Here is a 17,645-nt window from a genome sequence, read left to right on the forward strand (position 1 = left end):
CGCAGCTTTCGAGCATCGAGGTCTACGCCGAGCGCCGCCGCCTTCTGCCACCTGATCCGCCGCCAGACCCTTGATTGAAGCTGACATCAGGTAGATTGGTAATACTGCGCAGGGTCGGGAAGAGGTCCGTTTTATGGGGAATGGCGTTGGCGTTTACGAAATGCTCTTGGAACTTTGGCTCAATCGCAGTTTCAACTTTCTCGATCTCGCGGACGGTTTTGCTGATGTCAATTCGGGACTGACGGTTGCAAAGCGCAATGCGCGCGCCATGGCCTGCAGCGTTGCCCGCAGAGGTCACTTTATCCAGTGCTGCGTCAGGGATCATACCAAGCACCATCGCGTGTTTGGGGCTAATGTGGGCACCAAAAGCGCCCGCAAGAGTTATGCGGTCAACTGTCTCAATGCCCATTTGGTCCATTAAAAGCCGCGCACCTGCATAAAGCGCCGATTTGGCGAGCTGGATCGCGCGAATATCACCTTGGGTTACCGTGATTACGGGGCCGTCATGGGCTCTGCCGTCGTACAATACATAGCTATGTGTGCGACCATCGACGATACACCTGTCTGTGCCTGTTTGTTCCGCCGAGCCAATCAGGCCAGAGGGGTCAAGAAGGCCTGCCATGCGCATTTCCGCAACGGCTTCGATGATGCCAGAGCCGCAAATACCCGTGATGCCTGTCGCGGCTGTTTGGCTGGCAAAATCTGAATCGTCGGACCACAGATCAGAACCGATAACACGGAAGCGCGGCTCTTTTGTGGTAGGGTCAATCTCTATGCGCTCAATCGCACCCGGCGCTGCGCGTTGGCCGCTTGAGATTTGGGCCCCTTCAAAAGCGGGACCCGTGGGCGATGAACAGGCGAGTACTTTTTCTTTGCTGCCAAGCAGGATCTCTGCGTTGGTTCCAACATCAACGACCAAGGTCAACTCGTCTGATTGATCTGGCGCCTCCGAAAGCGCGACCGCCGCTGCGTCAGCGCCTACATGGCCCGCGATGCAGGGTAAGATGAAAACCCGCGCTGATCGGTGCATTGCCGTCAGGTCAAGGTCAGACGCCGGCAACTCAAGCGCTTCTGAAGTGGCCAAGGCAAAAGGCGCTTGCCCAAGCTCAACCGGATCAATGCCAAGGAGCAGGTGGTGCATCACAGGGTTACAAACGAACACTGTTTCGACGATGTGTTTCGGGTCAATGTCGCCTTGGGTTGCAAGAGTTTCCGTCAACTCGTTGATTGCGGCACGCACGGCGTTCGTCATTTCAACATCACCGCCGGGGTTCATCATCACATAGGATACCCGCGACATCAGGTCTTCGCCAAAGCGGATTTGTGGGTTCATGAGCCCCGCAGAAGTAAGAACATCACCGGTTGTCAGGTCACATAGATGTGCAGCGATGGTGGTGGAGCCAAGATCGATTGCAAGACCGTAAAGAGGGCCCTCGAAAAACCCGGGCCAAACATCAATCACACGCTGGGGTCCGTGATCGGGGCGGTGCAGTGCGACTGTGACGGTCCACTCGCCCTTGCGCAGACTTTTTTGCAGTTGATGCAGAACTTTAAGATCGGCCTCTACATCATTGATATTCCATTGATTTGCTAAGGCACGCTTTAGTCTCTCAAGATCACCCGTAGGTTCATGCATATCCGGCTCGTCGACGCTGACCAGATAGAGCCGTGTTGCAGGATCAAGAAGAATGGGGCGGGTCGATGCCTCTTTACGAACAACTTGTTTGTGTACTTGTGAAGTCGCAGGCACGTCGATGACAATGTCGCCTTGAACTGTCGCCTGACAGCCAAGACGCCGTCCTTCGACCAAGCCGCGCTTGTCGTGATAGCGCTGCTCAACGCTGTTCCATTCCGAAAGCGCGTCTGGATGGACGGTCACGCCGTGCTTGGGGAAATCACCAAATGAAGGCGTGATCTGACATTTCGAGCAAATCCCACGCCCGCCACAGACTGAGTCGAGGTCCACTCCCAATTGACGCGCGGCGGTCAGGATCGGCGTGCCCACGGGAAACGTGCCGCGCTTACCTGATGGCGTGAAAATAACGAGTGGATCAGACATTATGTGTTCCTCGAAATCGTAGTGATTAACCCAATCAATGAGACTTAAGTTTAGCCGCGGCGGCGACGGCGTCCACCTGCACGCCCACCAGCGAGGGCGGCATCCGGGTCTTTATTAAAATTGATCCATGCAGCGCCAGACGGGTCATGATCCATCAAGAAGTTTGCAGCGCGAATGGCCTCCATCTCTTTGCCGGGGCGCGCCAAAGTGCTGCCCATACCCATGAGTTTAACGAAAGTTTCATCGTCCATATCATCTGGGATAATCACACCTGCTTCGAGCAGCTTTTCCTTACGCTCCGCAATTTTGATGGGCCCAATTGGAAGAGCGATCGGGTTCATGATTGCAGAGGTCATGCCAGCAGTCATTGCCATTGGCAGGAAGGCGTTGTTGATGCCGTGACGGTTTGGAAGGCCGAAACTTACGTTAGACGCACCGCAAGTCGTGTTGACGCCAAGCTCATCGCGCAAACGGCGCACAAGGGTGAAAACCTGCAGGCCAGCAGTGCCCATCGCGCCAACGGGCATCACGAGTGGGTCAACAACGATGTCATGGGCAGGGATGCCGAAGTCAGCGGCACGCTCAACGATCTTCTTGGCAACCGCAAAACGCACATCGGGGTCCTCGGAGATACCAGTATCATCGTTCGAAATAGCGACCACTGGCACGTTGTATTTCTTCACGAGCGGCAGGACCAGTTCCAGCCGTTCTTCCTCACCCGTGACTGAGTTCAGCAGAGGACGACCTTCAGCAGCGGCAAGACCATTTTCAAGCGCGCCCGGAACAGAGCTGTCGATACAAAGCGGCACGTCGACGATTGCCTGAACGCGCTCAACCATTTCGCGCATCAAAGGTGGTTCGACAAAGTTGTTGTCCGCATAGCGGGGGTCTTCGGCCATTTTGTTGGTGAAAACTGCACCAGAGTTAATATCGAGGATATCGGCACCCGCAGCAACCTGCGCAATTGCGTCGGCCTCAACCCGTGAAAAATCACCCGCTTCCAACTCCTCGGCCAGCTTCTTACGACCCGTTGGATTGATGCGCTCACCGATCACGCAGAACGGCTCGTCAAACCCGATAATCGCTGTCTTGGTCTTTGATTCAATTACTGTACGGGTCATTTTTAGTCCTGTGCGTTAAGGGCAGGTGTGCCAGCTGCGCCACCATTTTCGGTGACCCATGTTGCGTTTGTTTTGATGCCGCCCAGCGGGAAGAAGTGGACGTGTGTGATGTTGAAATTCGGGTTTGCGGCTTTGTGTTCGGCCAGTGCAGTCAGAAATTCTGTTGGCTCGAACGGCAGCAGCAGCTTGGTTACATCTTTGGCGCGTTTTTGAAGCACCCGCAAAGACGCGCCCACACCGCAGGCGATAGAGAATTTGATCAATGTCTGCAGCTTTGCAGGCCCCGCCACGCCAATGTGGATCGGGATGTTGATGCCAGCCTCAGCCAGATCATTTGCCCATGCGATCACAGGCTTTGCTTCAAAGCAGAACTGCGTGGCAAGAGCCATTTCGGCGTCAGAGCTTTCAGAAAACTTTTGCTTCCATTCAAGGGCTTGCGTGACGTTTTTCATGCTGCCGTCGGGGTCAATGTCTTTGTTGCCCTCAGGGTGGCCCGCTACGTGAAGGCGCTTAAAGCCAGCCTCGCCAAATGCACCTGTTTCAAGAAGCTGCATTGAACTGTCAAAATCGCCGTGTGGTGTGGTGACGCCGCCGGCAAGCAAAAGCGCTTGGTCCACATTCGCTTCACCCTGGTAACGCGCGATCCAGTCTTTGAGAGTGGCGGTATCTTTGATGATGCGCGCAGGAAAATGTGGCATGACATCAAAACCTTGGCCGTTCAGACGCGCGGCGGTGGCAACCATATCCTCGATGGGCGTGCCTTCAATGTGTGCGATATAAACTCGTGTTTTTTGCGGCAGCAATGCGCGAAAATCTTCGATTTTCTCAGCTGTGCGCGGCATGACTTCGATTGAGAAGTCTTGAAGGAAACTTTCCAGAACCGGATTGACGGGGGCGGGTGCCAACGCTTCTTTGCGTCCAAAGTTCAAAAGGGCCATTGCGGTGTCTCCGTCTAACTGGGCTGCGTCTACTGGGCCGCTTGCGCGGTATTTTGGGCGGCGTCATGCGCGGATGCCCAGCCATCTGCATCGATAAGCTGCTTTAGGCGTGCTTGGTCGTATTCCGCATCAATGCGTGCAACTTCGGCCTCTGCCACGTCTGCATCTGCGCCTTCAACGGTGTAGGGGGGCGCTTTGTGCCATTCGGCCAAATAGTCATCACTTTCCGCCGCACCAGATTTCATCGCTGCCCGGTCAATGGCTTGCTCGAACCGTTCGGGCAAAGGCAGTTTTGTGCCGCGCCGGCCTTTACCAACGATAACCTGTGCAGGCATGTCGCGCCAATAAACGATTGTGACTTCGGCCATGTGATTCCGCCTTCCGTTAAGCTGTTACGTGACACTCGCGCAGCGCGCTCAAAAAACGACGCTTGTTTTCGACATGATGTGCGCGCCATGCGACTTTCATTCAATTTACATATCCGCTCACCAACACCTCTGCGAGGGCAGTACCGTTGAGAATTATACATCATCTTTATGCAGGCAATTCTTGCGCGGGGCGGGATGCGGGTTTATGATGAAGGTAACTTGATATGAAAGGCGTTTATGATGACGCCACTGCGTCCCTCTGGTGCGGCCGCGGTCCCGAAATTGGTAGAACGACCCGCGCCTCGAAGAAAAGGCTCGGACAAAGCGCCGCTTTATGCGGCACTTGATCTGGGCACGAACAGTTGCCGCATGCTGATTGCGCGCCCCGAGGGCGCTCAATTCCGCATTGTGGATAGTTTCTCGAAATCCGTCCAGCTTGGGGTGGGGCTCGAGAGCAGCGGAAAGCTAAGCCGCGCGTCCATGGCGCGTACGGTGCAAGCGATGCGTATCTGTAAGCAAAAGCTGAAGAAGCATGGAGTCAAGCGGATGAAGCTTGTCGCCACCGAAGCGTGTAGACGCGCAGGTAATGCACAGGATTTCATCCGCTACATCAAACGTGAAACGGGACTTAGCCTTGATATTATTGCGCCTGAGGAAGAGGCCCGCTTGGCGGTTATCTCCTGTGCGCCGCTTGTGTCGCGCAGAACGGAACAGCTTTTGGTGGTTGATATCGGCGGTGGTTCGACGGAATTGGTTTGGATCGATTTGTCACAAGTTGAGCCCAATTCCCGCGCCCAAGCCATTATGGCGCTGCATCAGGGGTTTGAATTTGCAGGCGGTGCCCGTGTTGTTGACTGGATCTCCGTGCCTTTAGGTGTCGCGACGCTGCGTGAGCAATTCAGCGATGTGGCCGATGATGCGGCATGTTTTGCGCTTATGTCATGGTTTTTTGAGGAAAATCTTGCGCCGTTTGCGCCTTATGCCGAAGAACAGTCCCGCGAAGGGTTTCAGATTATTGGCACCAGCGGCACTGTAACTACAGTCGCCGCTTCACATTTGGGATTGCGGCGTTATGACCGCTCGAAAGTGGATGGCATGCGAATGACGTCTGATGAAATTGATGCTGTGATACGAGACTACCTTTCAATGGGGCCAGAGGGTCGCCGCAATGACCCGCGCATTGGCCGTGATCGGCACGCTCTGATCATGTCCGGCTCGGCGATTTTGCAGGCCTTGTTGCGCTCGTGGCCAACGGACCGGTTGTCTGTTGCGGACCGTGGTTTGCGCGAAGGGTTGCTTTATGCACAGATGTCTCAAGATGGCGTTCTGGAGGACGTGACTTATGGTTAAAAAACCCGGTGAAAACACGTCAGGACGCGGACAGCGGGACCTGAAAGTAAAAGTCAAATCAGCGCGCGGGCGTCGGATGTCTTCAACGCTTTGGTTGCAGCGCCAACTTAACGATCCTTATGTAAAGCGTGCCCAGGCGGATGGATATCGTGGACGTGCCGCATATAAAATACTGGAACTTGATGATAAATTCCGGTTTTTGGTTCCGGGCGCACGCGTCGTTGATTTGGGCTGTGCGCCTGGTGGGTGGTGTCAGGTCGCGACCAAACGGGTTAACGCCATGGGAGATCGCGCCGGCAAACGCCAAGGCACAATTCTGGGGATTGATTTGCAACAAGTAGAGCCGATCGCAGGCTGCGAGTTGCACGTTCTGGATTTTCTTGAAGACGGTGCCGATGACAAAGTCAAAGGTTGGCTTGGCGGGCAGGCGGACGTGGTTATGTCCGATATGGCGGCGTCCAGTTCCGGTCACAAACAGACGGACCACCTACGTATTATGGCGCTGTGCGAAGCGGCTGCTTATTTTGCGTTCGATGTGCTTGATGAGGGAGGGACGTTTGTCGCCAAAGTGCTTGCCGGTGGTGCGGAGGGTGATCTGCAGAAATTGTTGAAGCAGCAATTCACGAAGGTTCACAATGTGAAACCGCCTGCGTCACGTTCCGATAGTTCAGAGAAATTTGTTGTGGCGACGGGCTTCAGAGGCGGTGCGCATTAGGCTCACACTTGCGGGCGTCTGCACAGTTTGTTAGCGCTCTCATTCAAGGGGTAGGAGTGGTACCTTGGCTGACGATACACTTTACGATTTGTTTATTATTGGCGGTGGCGTGAATGGCTGCGGCATTGCGCGTGATGCCCAAGGGCGCGGGCTTAACGTGGCGCTTGCGGAGATGAATGACCTTGGATGGGCCACATCGTCCTCATCGACCAAACTGTTCCATGGCGGGCTGCGGTACCTGGAGTTCTTCGAATTTCGCTTGGTAAAAGAAGCACTGATCGAGCGTGAAATCTTGCTAAGTGCGATGCCGCATATCTCTTGGCCCATGCGTTTTGTGCTGCCGTTTCACCGTGACATGCGTTTTGAAGGCAATACCCCCACGTCTAAGCTGCTCAGTTTCGTGATGCCGTGGATGAAGGGGCGAAGACCGTCTTGGCTGATCCGTGTTGGACTATTTCTTTATGATAACATGGGTGGTCGAAAACTTTTGCCTGCTACGAAAACTGTTAATTTAAAGACGGACCCTGTTGGTGCGCCACTTGATGACCGTTTTGCCAAAGCGTTTGAGTACAGCGATTGCTGGGTTGAAGACAGCCGTCTCGTGATCCTGAACGCCCGTGATGCCCAAGCACGCGGCGCCAACATTATGCCGCGCACCAAAGTCCTTTCTGCGGATCGTTTTGACGATCATTGGAAAGTTACCGTTGAGGGTGGACAGGTGTATCACGCCAAATGTCTTGTGAACGCTGGCGGCCCGTGGGTTGAAGATATTATACGCGGGACAATTCGGCAAAACACGACAGAAGGTGTACGCCTTGTCCGCGGCTCGCATATTGTCACCAAGCGGTTGTTTGATCACGATAAATGCTACTTTTTCCAAGGTGAAGATGGCCGCATTATCTTTGCCATCCCCTATGAAACTGACTTCACTTTGATCGGCACAACGGACGCGGACCATGACAATGCGGACACCCGTCCGCAGATCAGTGATGAAGAACGCGACTATCTGATCAATTTTGTGAACGGCTATGTAAAGCAGGACATCACCAAAGAAGACGTCGTGTGGACATATGCCGGTGTTCGGCCGCTTTATGATGACGGCGCGACAAGCGCCACGGCCGCGACCCGTGATTATGTCCTGAGCCTTGACGAAACGGCCGCCCCTGTTTTGAACATTTTCGGCGGGAAAATTACGACCTACCGGAAACTGGCTAAACACGCTTTGGCCAAGCTAACAGATATTTTCCCTAAGATGAGTGGCGATTGGACCGCAGGTGTTCCGATGCCTGGGGGGGACTTTCCCGTAAATGGCGTGCAAGATTTGGTGACAGATTTGCAGGCTGCATATCCGTTCTTGGATGATCGTTGGGCACTGCGAATGATCCGCGCCTACGGAACCGAAGCGCGGGATGTTTTGGGTGATGCCAAAACGATTGATGATTTAGGCACCGATTTTGGGGCAACGTTGACAGAGGCCGAATTGCGCTGGATGCGAGACGCTGAGTTTGCAACATGTGCTGAGGATGCCGTTTGGCGGCGCACGAAGCTGGGTCTGCGATTAAGTGCTGAACAAGTGTCCGCAATTGATGCGTGGTTTGTAGATAACCAGCTGTAATTATGTTGTTTTATGGGGCGGACAGGTGTCTCATTAGCGTCGAAAAGCGGATAAAAGGGAGAGCGTAGCATGCGATATATTATGGCAATTGATCAGGGTACCACGTCAAGTCGTGCTATCCTGTTTGACGAAAATATGCAGCGCCAAGCCACAGCCCAAGAAGAATTCCCTCAGCATTTCCCGCACTCTGGCTGGGTTGAACATGACCCTACGGATCTGTGGTCCAGTACTGCTGCGGTTTGCCGTTCGGTCATGGAAAAGGCTGATATATCCGCAGATGATATTGTCGCGATCGGCATCACAAATCAGCGCGAAACAACAGTGGTTTGGGATAAAGAGACAGGCCAGCCGCTTGGAAATGCAATTGTCTGGCAGGACCGCCGGACATCTGCGCTTTGTCAGGCTCTGAAGGCCGATGGGCATGAAGCACTCATTACCGAGCGAACGGGATTGCTGCTTGATCCCTATTTTAGTGCCACAAAACTGAAATGGATATTGGACGAAAATGAGGGTGCGCGTCAGGCGGCCAAAAATGGTAACTTGCTGTTTGGGACTGTTGATAGCTTTATCATCTGGAACCTGACAGGCGGTGCGTCCCATGTAACAGACGCCACAAATGCTGCTCGCACCATGCTTTATGACATTCGCAACGGACAGTGGGACGCGGACATCTGTTCGCTGCTTGATATCCCGATGGACATGCTGCCTGTCGTCAAGGACAGTGCGGGGCATTTCGGAGACACGCGCGCCGATTTGTTTGGAAAACCCCTTCCAATTCTTGGAGTTGCTGGAGATCAACAAGCGGCTACAATCGGGCAGGCTTGTTTCAAACCCGGTATGCTTAAGTCGACGTATGGTACTGGCTGCTTTGCGCTTTTGAACACGGGCGAGACACTTGTCCGCAGTGAAAACCGACTTTTGAGCACGATTGCGTATCAGCTTGATGGAACCCCGACATACGCCCTTGAAGGGTCTATATTTATCGCTGGCGCCGTTGTTCAATGGATGCGTGACGGTGCCAAAATGATACGTGAGGCAAGTGAAACACAAGCTTTGGCTGAGGCAGCAGATGAAACGCAGCCGCTTTATCTTGTGCCCGCGTTCACCGGACTTGGGGCGCCGTATTGGGATGCGGATTGCCGTGGCGCAATTTTCGGTTTGACCCGTGGGTCGGGACCGGCAGAGTTTGCACGCGCCGCCCTTGAAAGTGTGGGTTTTCAGACGCGTGATCTGCTTGAAGCTATGACTGCAGATTGGAGCGGCGGTGCAGAGGCGGCCGTTTTGCGGGTTGATGGCGGAATGAGCGCCTCAGACTGGACCATGCAGTTTTTGGCGGACATCATTGGGGCGCAAGTTGACCGGCCCGAGGTTTTGGAAACCACAGCACTTGGTGCGGCTTGGCTTGCGGGAATGCAGGCTGGCATTTATCCGGACCAAGCAGGATTTGCTGACAATTGGGCGCTTGATCGTCGGTTTGAGCCAAAAATGACTGATGATGATAGATCGCAGAAATATGCGGGATGGAAAGACGCCGTTCGCCGGACATTGAGCTAAGCTGTTTCTGCTTGGCCTGCCAGTTGTTGAACACTACGGTGCGCCAATGATCAGAGCCTTTTGCATAGCAGTGTGTGTTTTTATCAGCGTTGCGACATCGCTGCGTGCCGATCAGATCACCGTATTTGCCGCATCAAGCCTCAAGCCCGTTTTTGATAAACTCGTCCCGCTATATGAGACTGAGACGGGGGGGCGTGTCTCTGTGTCGTTTGCTGGCACGGCCACAAACGTTCGACAAATTCAGCAAGGCGCACAGGCCGATGTGTTTGTGTCTGCAAATATTGTTTGGGCCGATGTGCTTCAAAGCGACGAAAGCCTTGTCGTCCAAGCAAGAGCAATAGTCGCAAAGAACCGGTTGGTTTTGATAAGTGCGACGGAGCGTGGTTCATTTGAGCTGAACGACCCGCAGCACTGGAACGCGGCGCTTCGGGGGGGGCGATTAGCGGTAGGGTTAACCCAAGCTGTGCCCGCCGGAATTTATGCGCGGCAAGCGCTTGAGCGGCTAAGTATATGGGATGATGTGCAAGATACACTTGTTGAGGCATCTAGTGTGCAGGGCGTGCTGAATTTCGTCAGACGTGGCGAAGTGCCTCTTGGGATTGTTTACTTGACGGATGCATTAAGTATCACCAAGGGTGTTTATGAAGTCGCTTTGTTTGATGAAAACTTGCACGATCCTATTGAGTATCCGGCCTTGGCTTTGACGCAAGCGGGTAGCGATTTTGTGGATTTTCTTTCTCGGACTGAAACGCAGAGAATACTGTTAGATATGGGATTTGAGGCGCCATGATGGCCGAGGTCTCGCCGCAGGTTTGGCAGGCCGTCTGGCTGTCTCTAAAAGTAGCTAGCGTTGCGACCGTTTGTGCGTTGCCGGTGGCCGTTCTTGTGGCATATCTACTCACGCGTGTGGTCTTTTGGGGCAGGGGCTTGTTGACTGTTGTTGTCTACCTTCCCCTTGTTTTACCTCCGGTTGTGACGGGCTACGCGTTGCTTTTGATGTTTGGCTCAAACGGTTATGTCGGTTCACTCCTCGCGGACTTGGGGATTGTTTTCGCTTTTCGCTGGACCGGCGCAGTGCTGGCGGCGGCGATCATGGGGTTTCCCCTTATGGTCCGTGCAATCCAGCAAGTGCTTGACGCATCGGATAAAGGCTTGGAGGCGGCGGCAGCCAGCCTAGGGGCTTCAAAAATAATATGTTTTCTTACAATCACATTGCCCCTGATCGCACCCGGCATATTGGCTGGCGCCATACTTGGATTTGCCAAGGCACTTGGTGAATTTGGTGCCACAATAACATTTGTTGCAAGCATCCCGGGCCAAACTCAAACCATCCCGTCGGCAATCTACAACTTCTTACAAATCCCGAATGGTGAGTCCGTAGTCATGTGGTTGGCCGGAATATCAGTTCTATTGTCTGTCGTCGCACTCACGGCCGGTGAGCTGCTCGGACGCTGGATGAGAAAGCGTGGCTTGTGATGTTTGATCTGCGGGTACGGCATCAATTCAACGCGGCCAGTCTTGATGTGCACGTTCGCTCGGATGCCCGCGTTCTGGCGCTTTTTGGACCGTCCGGCGCTGGCAAAACGTCGCTGATCAAAGCGCTTGAGGGGAGCTTTGCACCACAGTTCGCTGTCTTGAGTGTGGCGGGCGAAACACTGTTAGACACAAGGCAGTCAATTTGTGTTCCAACGCACCGCAGGCGGCTTGGGGTGATCTACCAAGACGCGCGTTTGTTTCCGCATATGACCGTTGATGGAAATCTTCGCTATGCTGAACAGTTTGGTCGCGCAAAAAAACTTAATGGCGCGTTTGAAGAGGTAGTTGATCTGCTAGGCCTTGAACGCGTCTTGCACCAGCGGCCTGCAACGTTATCCGGTGGCGAGGCACAGCGCGTTGCCATTGGTAGGGCAATTTTATCTCAGCCTCGTGCCCTGCTTTTGGACGAGCCGCTTGCCGCAGTTGATCAAGCAAGAAGGGAAGAAATTATTCCGTACCTGCTGCGCCTTAAACGCGAGCTTTCTTTGCCGATGATCCTTATAAGTCACGATTTGAACGATGTTGTCCGACTTGCTGATGATGTTGCCTTGATTGATGAAGGCCGCGTGGTGAAGCAGGGAGCGCTGGCTGCTGTCTTGGCCAATCCTGAACTGTCACAGTTCTTTGGCCCGTCTCAAACCGGTGCTGTTATTAATGGTCACGTCGTTGCGCATCATCCTGATGGCATCACCGAGATTGCTACATCCGCAGGGTCCGCGATGTTGGCCCAAATTGAGACTAAAGTCGGCGCGGATGTGCGTATACGGGTCCTTGCAAAAGACGTGATGATTTCGCGTGAAAAACCGATTGGGTTAAGCGCGCTCAATATTTGGCATGGATCCATCGTTAGTATCACGCCCGCAGGCGCGCGCGGCGGTGTGGTTGACCTAAAATGTGGCAGTGATCACATCCTGGCTTTTGTGACAAACCGATCATTGCAAGCCCTCGCACTTGAGGTGGGCGCGGCGTGTTGGTTGGTCGTTAAGTCTCTGTCTTTGACTGACCCCCAAATCTCATAGTCACCGTGTTTATAGACATATAGTTCCTCAAATTTTATTCATTTATGGTCTGGGGCACCGCATTTGATGGCGCCTCTTTAAGCATTTTTTCATGTCTGACGGTCAACGCTTGCGCAAAGGCTCCGGTATCTCTGGGCCATATGTTTGAGCAAAAAAGGGTTTTCCGCATGGGCTTGAAAAAGATCAATATCTCAACTTGGCTGCCAATTGCGATGGTGCTGCTGGCCGCCGTTTCACTTACGATTACTTCGTTTTTTTCGTATCACGACACGCGCGAGGTGTTGCTGAAAGACGCCGAATTACGATTGACGGGTCTTGCTGCTGATCGTCGGTCCAAGCTCGACCTTTGGTTGGAGGGCGTCGACAAAGAGTTGGAGACGATTTCAGAGGCTTCTGCGGCGGTTACGGCGCTGGAAGATTTTTCCTATGCGTGGTCGGGGCTAAGCTCGGAGGGCTCTGCAACTGCAGCACTTCAGCGGCAGTTTATTGATGAAAACCCTTTTGCTTTGGGCGACCGCGACAAGCTTGAGGTGTTGAAAACTGGCGGGCGGTATAGCCAAGCTCACCAAACGCACCATCCGGTTTTGCGTACGCTTGGCGAGCGGGGCGGTTATTATGACCTGTTCTTGATCGATAATTCTGGCAATGTGATCTACTCGGTGGAAAAAGAGGCTGATTTTGCCACGAACATTCTCACTGGGCCGTATAAGTCATCAGGCCTGAGCGTAGCTTTTCAGAAGGTTGTTCAGATTGCTAATGGTGAGTTGAGCGAGACTGCTGCATTCACAGATTTTGAGCCATACGCCCCAAGCGCGGGTGCGCCAGCAAGTTTTGTTGGGCGGCCCATTTTCTCACAATTTGGAAATATGGCCGGTGCGGTCGTTTTACAATTGCCGACCGATAAAGTTGCAGCCCTTTTGACCGACGCAGCCGGTCTTGGTGAGACTGGTGATGCGTTTCTTCTTAGCTCTGACGGTGAGTTGAAAACCCAGCCGAGAACATTTGCTGACCAAGTGCCGCTCCAATCAGTTCTAGATGAAACAGCTCTCGAACGGCTTTACAATTCCGAAGCTTCCGTGCTGCAGGCCGTCTTTTTTGGTGAGCCCGTTCTTGTCGGAAAAGCCACGCTGAACTTTCATGGAACAACGTGGAAAATGGTGGTTGTCTCGCGCATGTCAGAGGTTTTTGAACGTGCGGCTGAATTGCGCAACAGCCTAATCGTGCAAGTTGCGGCGACATTGGCGATTATTGTTGTGATTGGCTTTTTCTTGGCTCGCTCTGTGAGTAAACCATTGCTCCATGTGGCAAGCGACATGCGCCGCGTTGCAGGCCGTGACTATGACACGACTGTTCGAGGACTTTCCCGCGGTGATGAAATTGGTCAAATCGCGGGAACTCTTGACGAATTCAGGACAAAACTTGGCTCCGCTGAAGAACAACAACTGGAAGCGATGCTGAAAGGCGCTGCCTTTCAAAGTGGCTCTGGGGCGATGTTTGTTATGAACGGTCAGAAGCATGTGGTCTACGCCAACGAGAGTTTCTTTGAGTTGCTTGGAACCCTTGGATTGAACTGCGACGAAGATGATCTGGATCAACCTATCGCAAAGCTTGCGCCATTCCTCGAAGATGCAGTCACCAAGGCGTCGAGCTTTCCCACGAAACTGGACGTGTCCCACGAAGATCAGCAAATTTCTGTAACGATGAATGATATCATCGGTGAGAATGACGAAGTTATGGGCATCGTGGTCGAAGTTGGCGATGTAACTGAACGACGTACAACTGCGGCTATTTTGGACGCAATCGAACAGCAGCAGGCGAAAGTTGAACTGACGCCAACTGGTGACATTATTTCGGCCAATGAGATCTATAAGAACGCCGTTGGTGAGGAGGGGATGCGTAACGGGTTCTTTGCGAACTTCCGTGACCTTGCGGATAACAGAGCACTGCGTTGGCATGATGTTATTGCATCAGGTGGCTACATGGGGCTGTTTGAACTGACGCTTAGCAGCGGTCAGACTGTCAACTTTGAGGGTGGCTTTCATTTTGTACGTGACCAAGATGATGACGTCCGCCAGGTTGTACTGCTCGCCAACGACGTAACCAAAGTGCAGCAAGCGATTGCAGTATCAGAGGCCGCCCGCAAAGAGACAGCACAAGCGCAAAAGCAGGTTGTTGATGCTCTAAAAATGGGTCTGGACCGCTTGGCTGATGGCGAGTTGACGGTGCGTTTGCATGAACCCTTCCATGAAGACTACGAAATGTTGCGCGATAACTTCAACCGCACCTGTCAAACGCTGATGAACGCTATCGCAGGCGTTGGCGAAAATGCAGAGACTATTCGCGGTGAGGCTGCTGAAATTTCGAGTGCAGCAGACAGCCTGTCGCAACGCACGGAACGGCAGGCAGCATCTTTGGAAGAAACTGCAGCCGCGCTTGATGAGTTGACGACATCCGTGGCTTCTGCCGCTCAAGGCGCAAAAACGGCCAGCGATGTGGTTATTGAGGCACGTACAAACGCTGAGGAAAGCGGTGAAGTGGTTCAACAAGCTGTTGTTGCGATGGGTGAAATTGAAAGTTCATCGGGTCAAATTTCGAAAATCAGCGGAGTAATCGAGGATATCGCATTTCAAACTAACTTGCTGGCCCTCAATGCCGGCGTTGAGGCGGCGCGTGCGGGTGATGCCGGACGCGGGTTCGCAGTTGTTGCCTCAGAGGTGCGCGCGCTCGCACAGCGATCTTCTGACGCGGCGCGAGAAATCAACGACTTGATTGCCCAGAGTACAACCCAAGTTCAAAAGGGTGTTGGGCTGGTCGGCAATACGGGGACTGCGCTAACGGGGCTGGTTCAGTCCGTAAAGACAATCGCAGAGCACGTCAGTGAAATTGCACAATCCGCGCAAGAGCAATCTGGCAACCTTGCCGAGATTAACAGTGCGATCAACGAGTTGGACCAAGTGACCCAACAAAACGCCGCGATGTTTGAAGAGACCACGGCAGCCAGCCATTCTTTGACACAACAGGCAAACGCCTTGCGCGCATCTATGGCAAAATTTGTTACAACCAAAGGCGTACAAAACGTTGTGGACATGCAACCGAATAGAACCGTGAAGCAAGTCGTTGAAACCAAACGCCCCGTAGCCGTAGGTGAGACGGGCGAGGCCGTGCTCGATGATGGTTGGGAGGAATTCTAGGAGTGATCCGTTCGCCCCTAAATCCTCAAAGGTCTGGCTCAGTGACCGCGCGCTCCCAAAGTGGGGTGCGCGGTCAACGTGATGGTTTAGTGGTGCCACTCATCCAGGGTGAAATTAAAGTATCAGCAAGGCCTTTGGAATGCATCTCAACGTTGTTGGGCTCGTGTGTGTCGGTTTGTCTATTTGATCCCGAGACAGGTGTTGGTGGTATGAACCATATGCTGTTGGCAGGAAAACTTCTTAATGATCCCAATGGTGTTCGCGCATCGACGAACGAAATTGAACGGTTGATTAATGCGACATTGAAGGCTGGTGCCGTTCGCGCAAATCTTCATGCTAAATTATTTGGCGGTGCGCAAATTACGCGTGGCTTGACGACTGTTGGTGAGACGAACGGGGCCTTTGCGGAAAGCTATCTGCAACGCGAAGGTATCGACGTGGATGCTAGCAGTCTTGGTGGTGACAAAGCGCGACGGGTTCATTTCTGGCCCACGACAGGTCGCGTAAAAATGAAATTCGTCGAAGATATCGTCGTCGCGCCACCGCGTATTCCGCGTTCAGTTATGAAGGATGTGGGTGATGTTGAGCTATTTTAAAACGCGGCTGCGCTTTTGCACAAAGTTGTTAAAAAAGCTCAACTGCGCCGTTTGTTGCGCGGTTGGGTGTATCCTTCAGACCCAGTGCAACAAGGCTGATTTCCAGCTTCACAGACTGCAAGACTTCAGAAACTTTTATCACTGGGTTGGCATTCAAAAGTACCACGATTGATGCGATATCATCATTTATTTGTTGTGCGCGATCTATTTCCTGCAACTGCGTGATGCCGGCCTTTAACTGATGGGGCTCGGGCAAACCAATGAAGCCGGCCTCGATATTATCAAGGCAGGTTCTGAGTGCGTGATTTAGAGTCGCTATTGCTGCAATCAGCTCTGCGTGGGGTAGCTCAGTCCGCATCAAAGGCGGCCCGTAACTTGTTCAATGCACTTCAATAGATCGGCGTTTTGAAATGGCTTCTTGATAAAGTTGTTCATGCCAAGTTTTTTGCCGTGCTCAATCACCTGAGGGTTCGTCGTGCCAGTTATCAAAATGAACCCAATCCCCTTAGTCGCGGGGTTACTGCGCAGAGCATGCAGAAGGTGCAGCCCGTCCATCTCGGGCATATTGTAATCCGACAACACAAGGTGGACGGGCGTCTTAGCAATCATTGCTAGCGCTGTTTTTCCGTCCGGCGCGGATAGTACTTGCCGAATGCCAAAACCGTCGAGGCTTTGTGCAAGAAGGCCGCGACTTGTCGACATATCGTCAACGATCATAACGCGAATTTGGTCTCTAAGTGCCATACTAGCCTCGTGAATTTGATTTATAAATAGTTGTGCCAACCGCTTCAAAGCCGAGCTGGTGGGGGTCATCAAGCCGCTCTGAGTGTCCTAAAAACAAGATCCCGTCGGGCTTTAGGGTGGCCTGAAAACGCGGCCACAAACCCGCCTGTATCGCTGCGTCGAAATAAATGACAACATTTCGGCAAAAGATCAGGTCGAACTGTTTGGTCATTGGCCAATCCGAAATCAGGTTAAGGGTTCCGAAAACAATGTGTTTGCGAATGTTCGATGAGACAGTTCCTGAAGACAGGCCAACGTCGTTGCCAAAGAGCGTTTTGTTTACGCGCCCAAATGCAGAGGCCGGATCTATGGGGGTATAAACACCGGTTCTGGCGCGTTCGACCACTTGTGGGTCAATGTCAGTGGCGAGAATACGAAAGTTGGACTGTGGCCCAAATTCGTTCAAAAGTAATCCTGCGATCGAGTAGGGCTCTTCACCTGTTGAGCAGCCGGCTGACCAAATACGCAAAGGCTCGGACTGTTTGAGCCTAGCTTCCAATTTTGTTCGGTATTCTCCAATAAGGTAGTCAAAATGATGTGGTTCCCGGAAAAACCGTGTCACATTCGTTGTGAGAGCGCTTAACATATGCCCAAACTCTTCCCCTTCAGCATCTTCAACGCTTTTGAGATACTCGGAGAAATTTGATAGCCCTGTCGCGCGTAACCTCTTGGCCAAACGGGATTGCACCATCGGCTTCTTGGCCGTTTCCAGTACAATTCCCGTTCGTGCATACATCATTGCGGCAACTGCTTCAAAATGCGCGTCAGTAAGCAGCGCTGTGCGCGTTTCCGATGTCATT

At 53.0% G+C, this 17,645-nt stretch carries 16 protein-coding genes; 9 read left to right on the forward strand and 7 right to left on the reverse strand.

Going from position 1 to position 17,645, the window contains the following annotated elements; translation table 11 throughout:
• Nucleotides 1–22: 22 nt before the first annotated feature.
• The 4 genes from NeNHUV3_RS01290 to NeNHUV3_RS01305 are packed head-to-tail and all read right to left on the reverse strand — an operon-like array spanning nt 23 to nt 4,486.
• On the reverse strand, nt 23–2,059 hold the full coding sequence (locus tag NeNHUV3_RS01290) for an ASKHA domain-containing protein (RefSeq protein WP_391481992.1): 2,037 nt from the start codon (nt 2,057–2,059) through the stop codon (nt 23–25).
• Nucleotides 2,060–2,109: 50 nt separating this feature from the next.
• On the reverse strand, nt 2,110–3,180 hold the full coding sequence (locus NeNHUV3_RS01295; protein ID WP_391481994.1) for a methyltetrahydrofolate cobalamin methyltransferase: 1,071 nt from the start codon (nt 3,178–3,180) through the stop codon (nt 2,110–2,112).
• A gap of 2 nt (nt 3,181–3,182) precedes the next feature.
• A complete protein-coding gene (locus tag NeNHUV3_RS01300; protein WP_391481996.1) occupies nt 3,183–4,118 on the reverse strand; it encodes a methylenetetrahydrofolate reductase in 936 nt (311 codons plus the stop codon).
• A gap of 29 nt (nt 4,119–4,147) precedes the next feature.
• On the reverse strand, nt 4,148–4,486 hold the full coding sequence (locus NeNHUV3_RS01305; RefSeq protein ID WP_391481998.1) for a virulence factor: 339 nt from the start codon (nt 4,484–4,486) through the stop codon (nt 4,148–4,150).
• A 240-nt stretch (nt 4,487–4,726) separates the two neighbouring features.
• Between NeNHUV3_RS01305 and NeNHUV3_RS01310 the strand changes: the two genes are divergently transcribed.
• The 9 genes from NeNHUV3_RS01310 (at nt 4,727) to NeNHUV3_RS01350 (ending at nt 16,062) form a co-directional block, all read left to right on the forward strand.
• Nucleotides 4,727–5,836 (forward strand): Ppx/GppA phosphatase family protein, encoded by a 1,110-nt coding sequence (locus tag NeNHUV3_RS01310; RefSeq protein WP_391482000.1) that lies wholly within the window; start codon nt 4,727–4,729, stop codon nt 5,834–5,836.
• Nucleotides 5,829–6,551 carry an RlmE family RNA methyltransferase gene (locus tag NeNHUV3_RS01315; protein ID WP_048597471.1) on the forward strand — a complete coding sequence of 241 codons (723 nt, stop codon included), beginning with the start codon at nt 5,829–5,831 and terminating at the stop codon, nt 6,549–6,551. The genes NeNHUV3_RS01310 and NeNHUV3_RS01315 overlap by 8 nt, the downstream gene beginning before the upstream one ends.
• Before the next feature lie 64 nt (nt 6,552–6,615).
• On the forward strand, nt 6,616–8,166 hold the full coding sequence (gene glpD / locus NeNHUV3_RS01320) for a glycerol-3-phosphate dehydrogenase (RefSeq protein ID WP_391482002.1): 1,551 nt from the start codon (nt 6,616–6,618) through the stop codon (nt 8,164–8,166).
• A 69-nt stretch (nt 8,167–8,235) separates the two neighbouring features.
• Complete coding sequence (gene glpK, locus NeNHUV3_RS01325; protein ID WP_391482003.1) at nt 8,236–9,720, forward strand: glycerol kinase GlpK; 1,485 nt, start codon at nt 8,236–8,238, stop codon at nt 9,718–9,720.
• A 46-nt stretch (nt 9,721–9,766) separates the two neighbouring features.
• Entirely contained in the window at nt 9,767–10,510 is a 744-nt protein-coding gene (gene modA, locus NeNHUV3_RS01330; RefSeq protein WP_391482004.1) for a molybdate ABC transporter substrate-binding protein, read from the forward strand.
• Nucleotides 10,510–11,196 (forward strand): molybdate ABC transporter permease subunit, encoded by a 687-nt coding sequence (gene modB, locus NeNHUV3_RS01335; protein ID WP_391483157.1) that lies wholly within the window; start codon nt 10,510–10,512, stop codon nt 11,194–11,196. The genes modA and modB overlap by 1 nt, the downstream gene beginning before the upstream one ends.
• Entirely contained in the window at nt 11,196–12,275 is a 1,080-nt protein-coding gene (gene modC, locus NeNHUV3_RS01340; protein WP_391482005.1) for a molybdenum ABC transporter ATP-binding protein, read from the forward strand. The genes modB and modC overlap by 1 nt, the downstream gene beginning before the upstream one ends.
• 167 nt (nt 12,276–12,442) lie before the next feature.
• Nucleotides 12,443–15,466 carry a methyl-accepting chemotaxis protein gene (locus NeNHUV3_RS01345; protein ID WP_391482007.1) on the forward strand — a complete coding sequence of 1,008 codons (3,024 nt, stop codon included), beginning with the start codon at nt 12,443–12,445 and terminating at the stop codon, nt 15,464–15,466.
• 167 nt (nt 15,467–15,633) lie between these two features.
• On the forward strand, nt 15,634–16,062 hold the full coding sequence (locus NeNHUV3_RS01350) for a chemotaxis protein CheD (RefSeq protein WP_391482009.1): 429 nt from the start codon (nt 15,634–15,636) through the stop codon (nt 16,060–16,062).
• A 28-nt stretch (nt 16,063–16,090) separates the two neighbouring features.
• On the opposite strand, the gene NeNHUV3_RS01355 is transcribed toward NeNHUV3_RS01350, so the two are convergent.
• Genes NeNHUV3_RS01355 through NeNHUV3_RS01365 form a run of 3 tightly spaced genes read right to left on the reverse strand, consistent with a single transcriptional unit; the run spans nt 16,091 to nt 17,644 of the window.
• Complete coding sequence (locus tag NeNHUV3_RS01355) at nt 16,091–16,420, reverse strand: hypothetical protein (protein WP_391482010.1); 330 nt, start codon at nt 16,418–16,420, stop codon at nt 16,091–16,093.
• A complete protein-coding gene (locus NeNHUV3_RS01360; protein WP_048597478.1) occupies nt 16,420–16,806 on the reverse strand; it encodes a response regulator in 387 nt (128 codons plus the stop codon). Before NeNHUV3_RS01360 ends, NeNHUV3_RS01355 begins: the two co-directional genes overlap by 1 nt.
• A gap of 1 nt (nt 16,807) precedes the next feature.
• Nucleotides 16,808–17,644 carry a CheR family methyltransferase gene (locus NeNHUV3_RS01365; protein ID WP_391482012.1) on the reverse strand — a complete coding sequence of 279 codons (837 nt, stop codon included), beginning with the start codon at nt 17,642–17,644 and terminating at the stop codon, nt 16,808–16,810.
• Nucleotide 17,645: the final 1 nt, after the last annotated feature.

Origin of the sequence: Nereida sp. NH-UV-3, assembly GCF_042939535.1 — a bacterium.
Lineage (GTDB): Bacteria > Pseudomonadota > Alphaproteobacteria > Rhodobacterales > Rhodobacteraceae > Nereida > Nereida ignava.

Excerpts from the sequence above, each read along its gene's own strand:
- NeNHUV3_RS01300 (WP_391481996.1), bottom strand. The coding sequence starts at position 4,118 with ATGGCCCTTTTGAACTTTGGACGCAAAGAAGCGTTGGCACCCGCCCCC.
- NeNHUV3_RS01305 (WP_391481998.1), bottom strand. The coding sequence starts at position 4,486 with ATGGCCGAAGTCACAATCGTTTATTGGCGCGACATGCCTGCACAGGTT.
- modC (WP_391482005.1), top strand. The coding sequence starts at position 11,196 with ATGTTTGATCTGCGGGTACGGCATCAATTCAACGCGGCCAGTCTTGAT.
- modA (WP_391482004.1), top strand. The coding sequence starts at position 9,767 with ATGATCAGAGCCTTTTGCATAGCAGTGTGTGTTTTTATCAGCGTTGCG.
- NeNHUV3_RS01345 (WP_391482007.1), top strand. The coding sequence starts at position 12,443 with ATGGGCTTGAAAAAGATCAATATCTCAACTTGGCTGCCAATTGCGATG.
- NeNHUV3_RS01355 (WP_391482010.1), bottom strand. The coding sequence starts at position 16,420 with ATGCGGACTGAGCTACCCCACGCAGAGCTGATTGCAGCAATAGCGACT.
- NeNHUV3_RS01310 (WP_391482000.1), top strand. The coding sequence starts at position 4,727 with ATGACGCCACTGCGTCCCTCTGGTGCGGCCGCGGTCCCGAAATTGGTA.
- NeNHUV3_RS01290 (WP_391481992.1), bottom strand. The coding sequence starts at position 2,059 with ATGTCTGATCCACTCGTTATTTTCACGCCATCAGGTAAGCGCGGCACG.
- NeNHUV3_RS01295 (WP_391481994.1), bottom strand. The coding sequence starts at position 3,180 with ATGACCCGTACAGTAATTGAATCAAAGACCAAGACAGCGATTATCGGG.
- NeNHUV3_RS01315 (WP_048597471.1), top strand. The coding sequence starts at position 5,829 with ATGGTTAAAAAACCCGGTGAAAACACGTCAGGACGCGGACAGCGGGAC.
- NeNHUV3_RS01360 (WP_048597478.1), bottom strand. The coding sequence starts at position 16,806 with ATGGCACTTAGAGACCAAATTCGCGTTATGATCGTTGACGATATGTCG.
- NeNHUV3_RS01365 (WP_391482012.1), bottom strand. The coding sequence starts at position 17,644 with ATGACATCGGAAACGCGCACAGCGCTGCTTACTGACGCGCATTTTGAA.
- glpK (WP_391482003.1), top strand. The coding sequence starts at position 8,236 with ATGCGATATATTATGGCAATTGATCAGGGTACCACGTCAAGTCGTGCT.
- modB (WP_391483157.1), top strand. The coding sequence starts at position 10,510 with ATGGCCGAGGTCTCGCCGCAGGTTTGGCAGGCCGTCTGGCTGTCTCTA.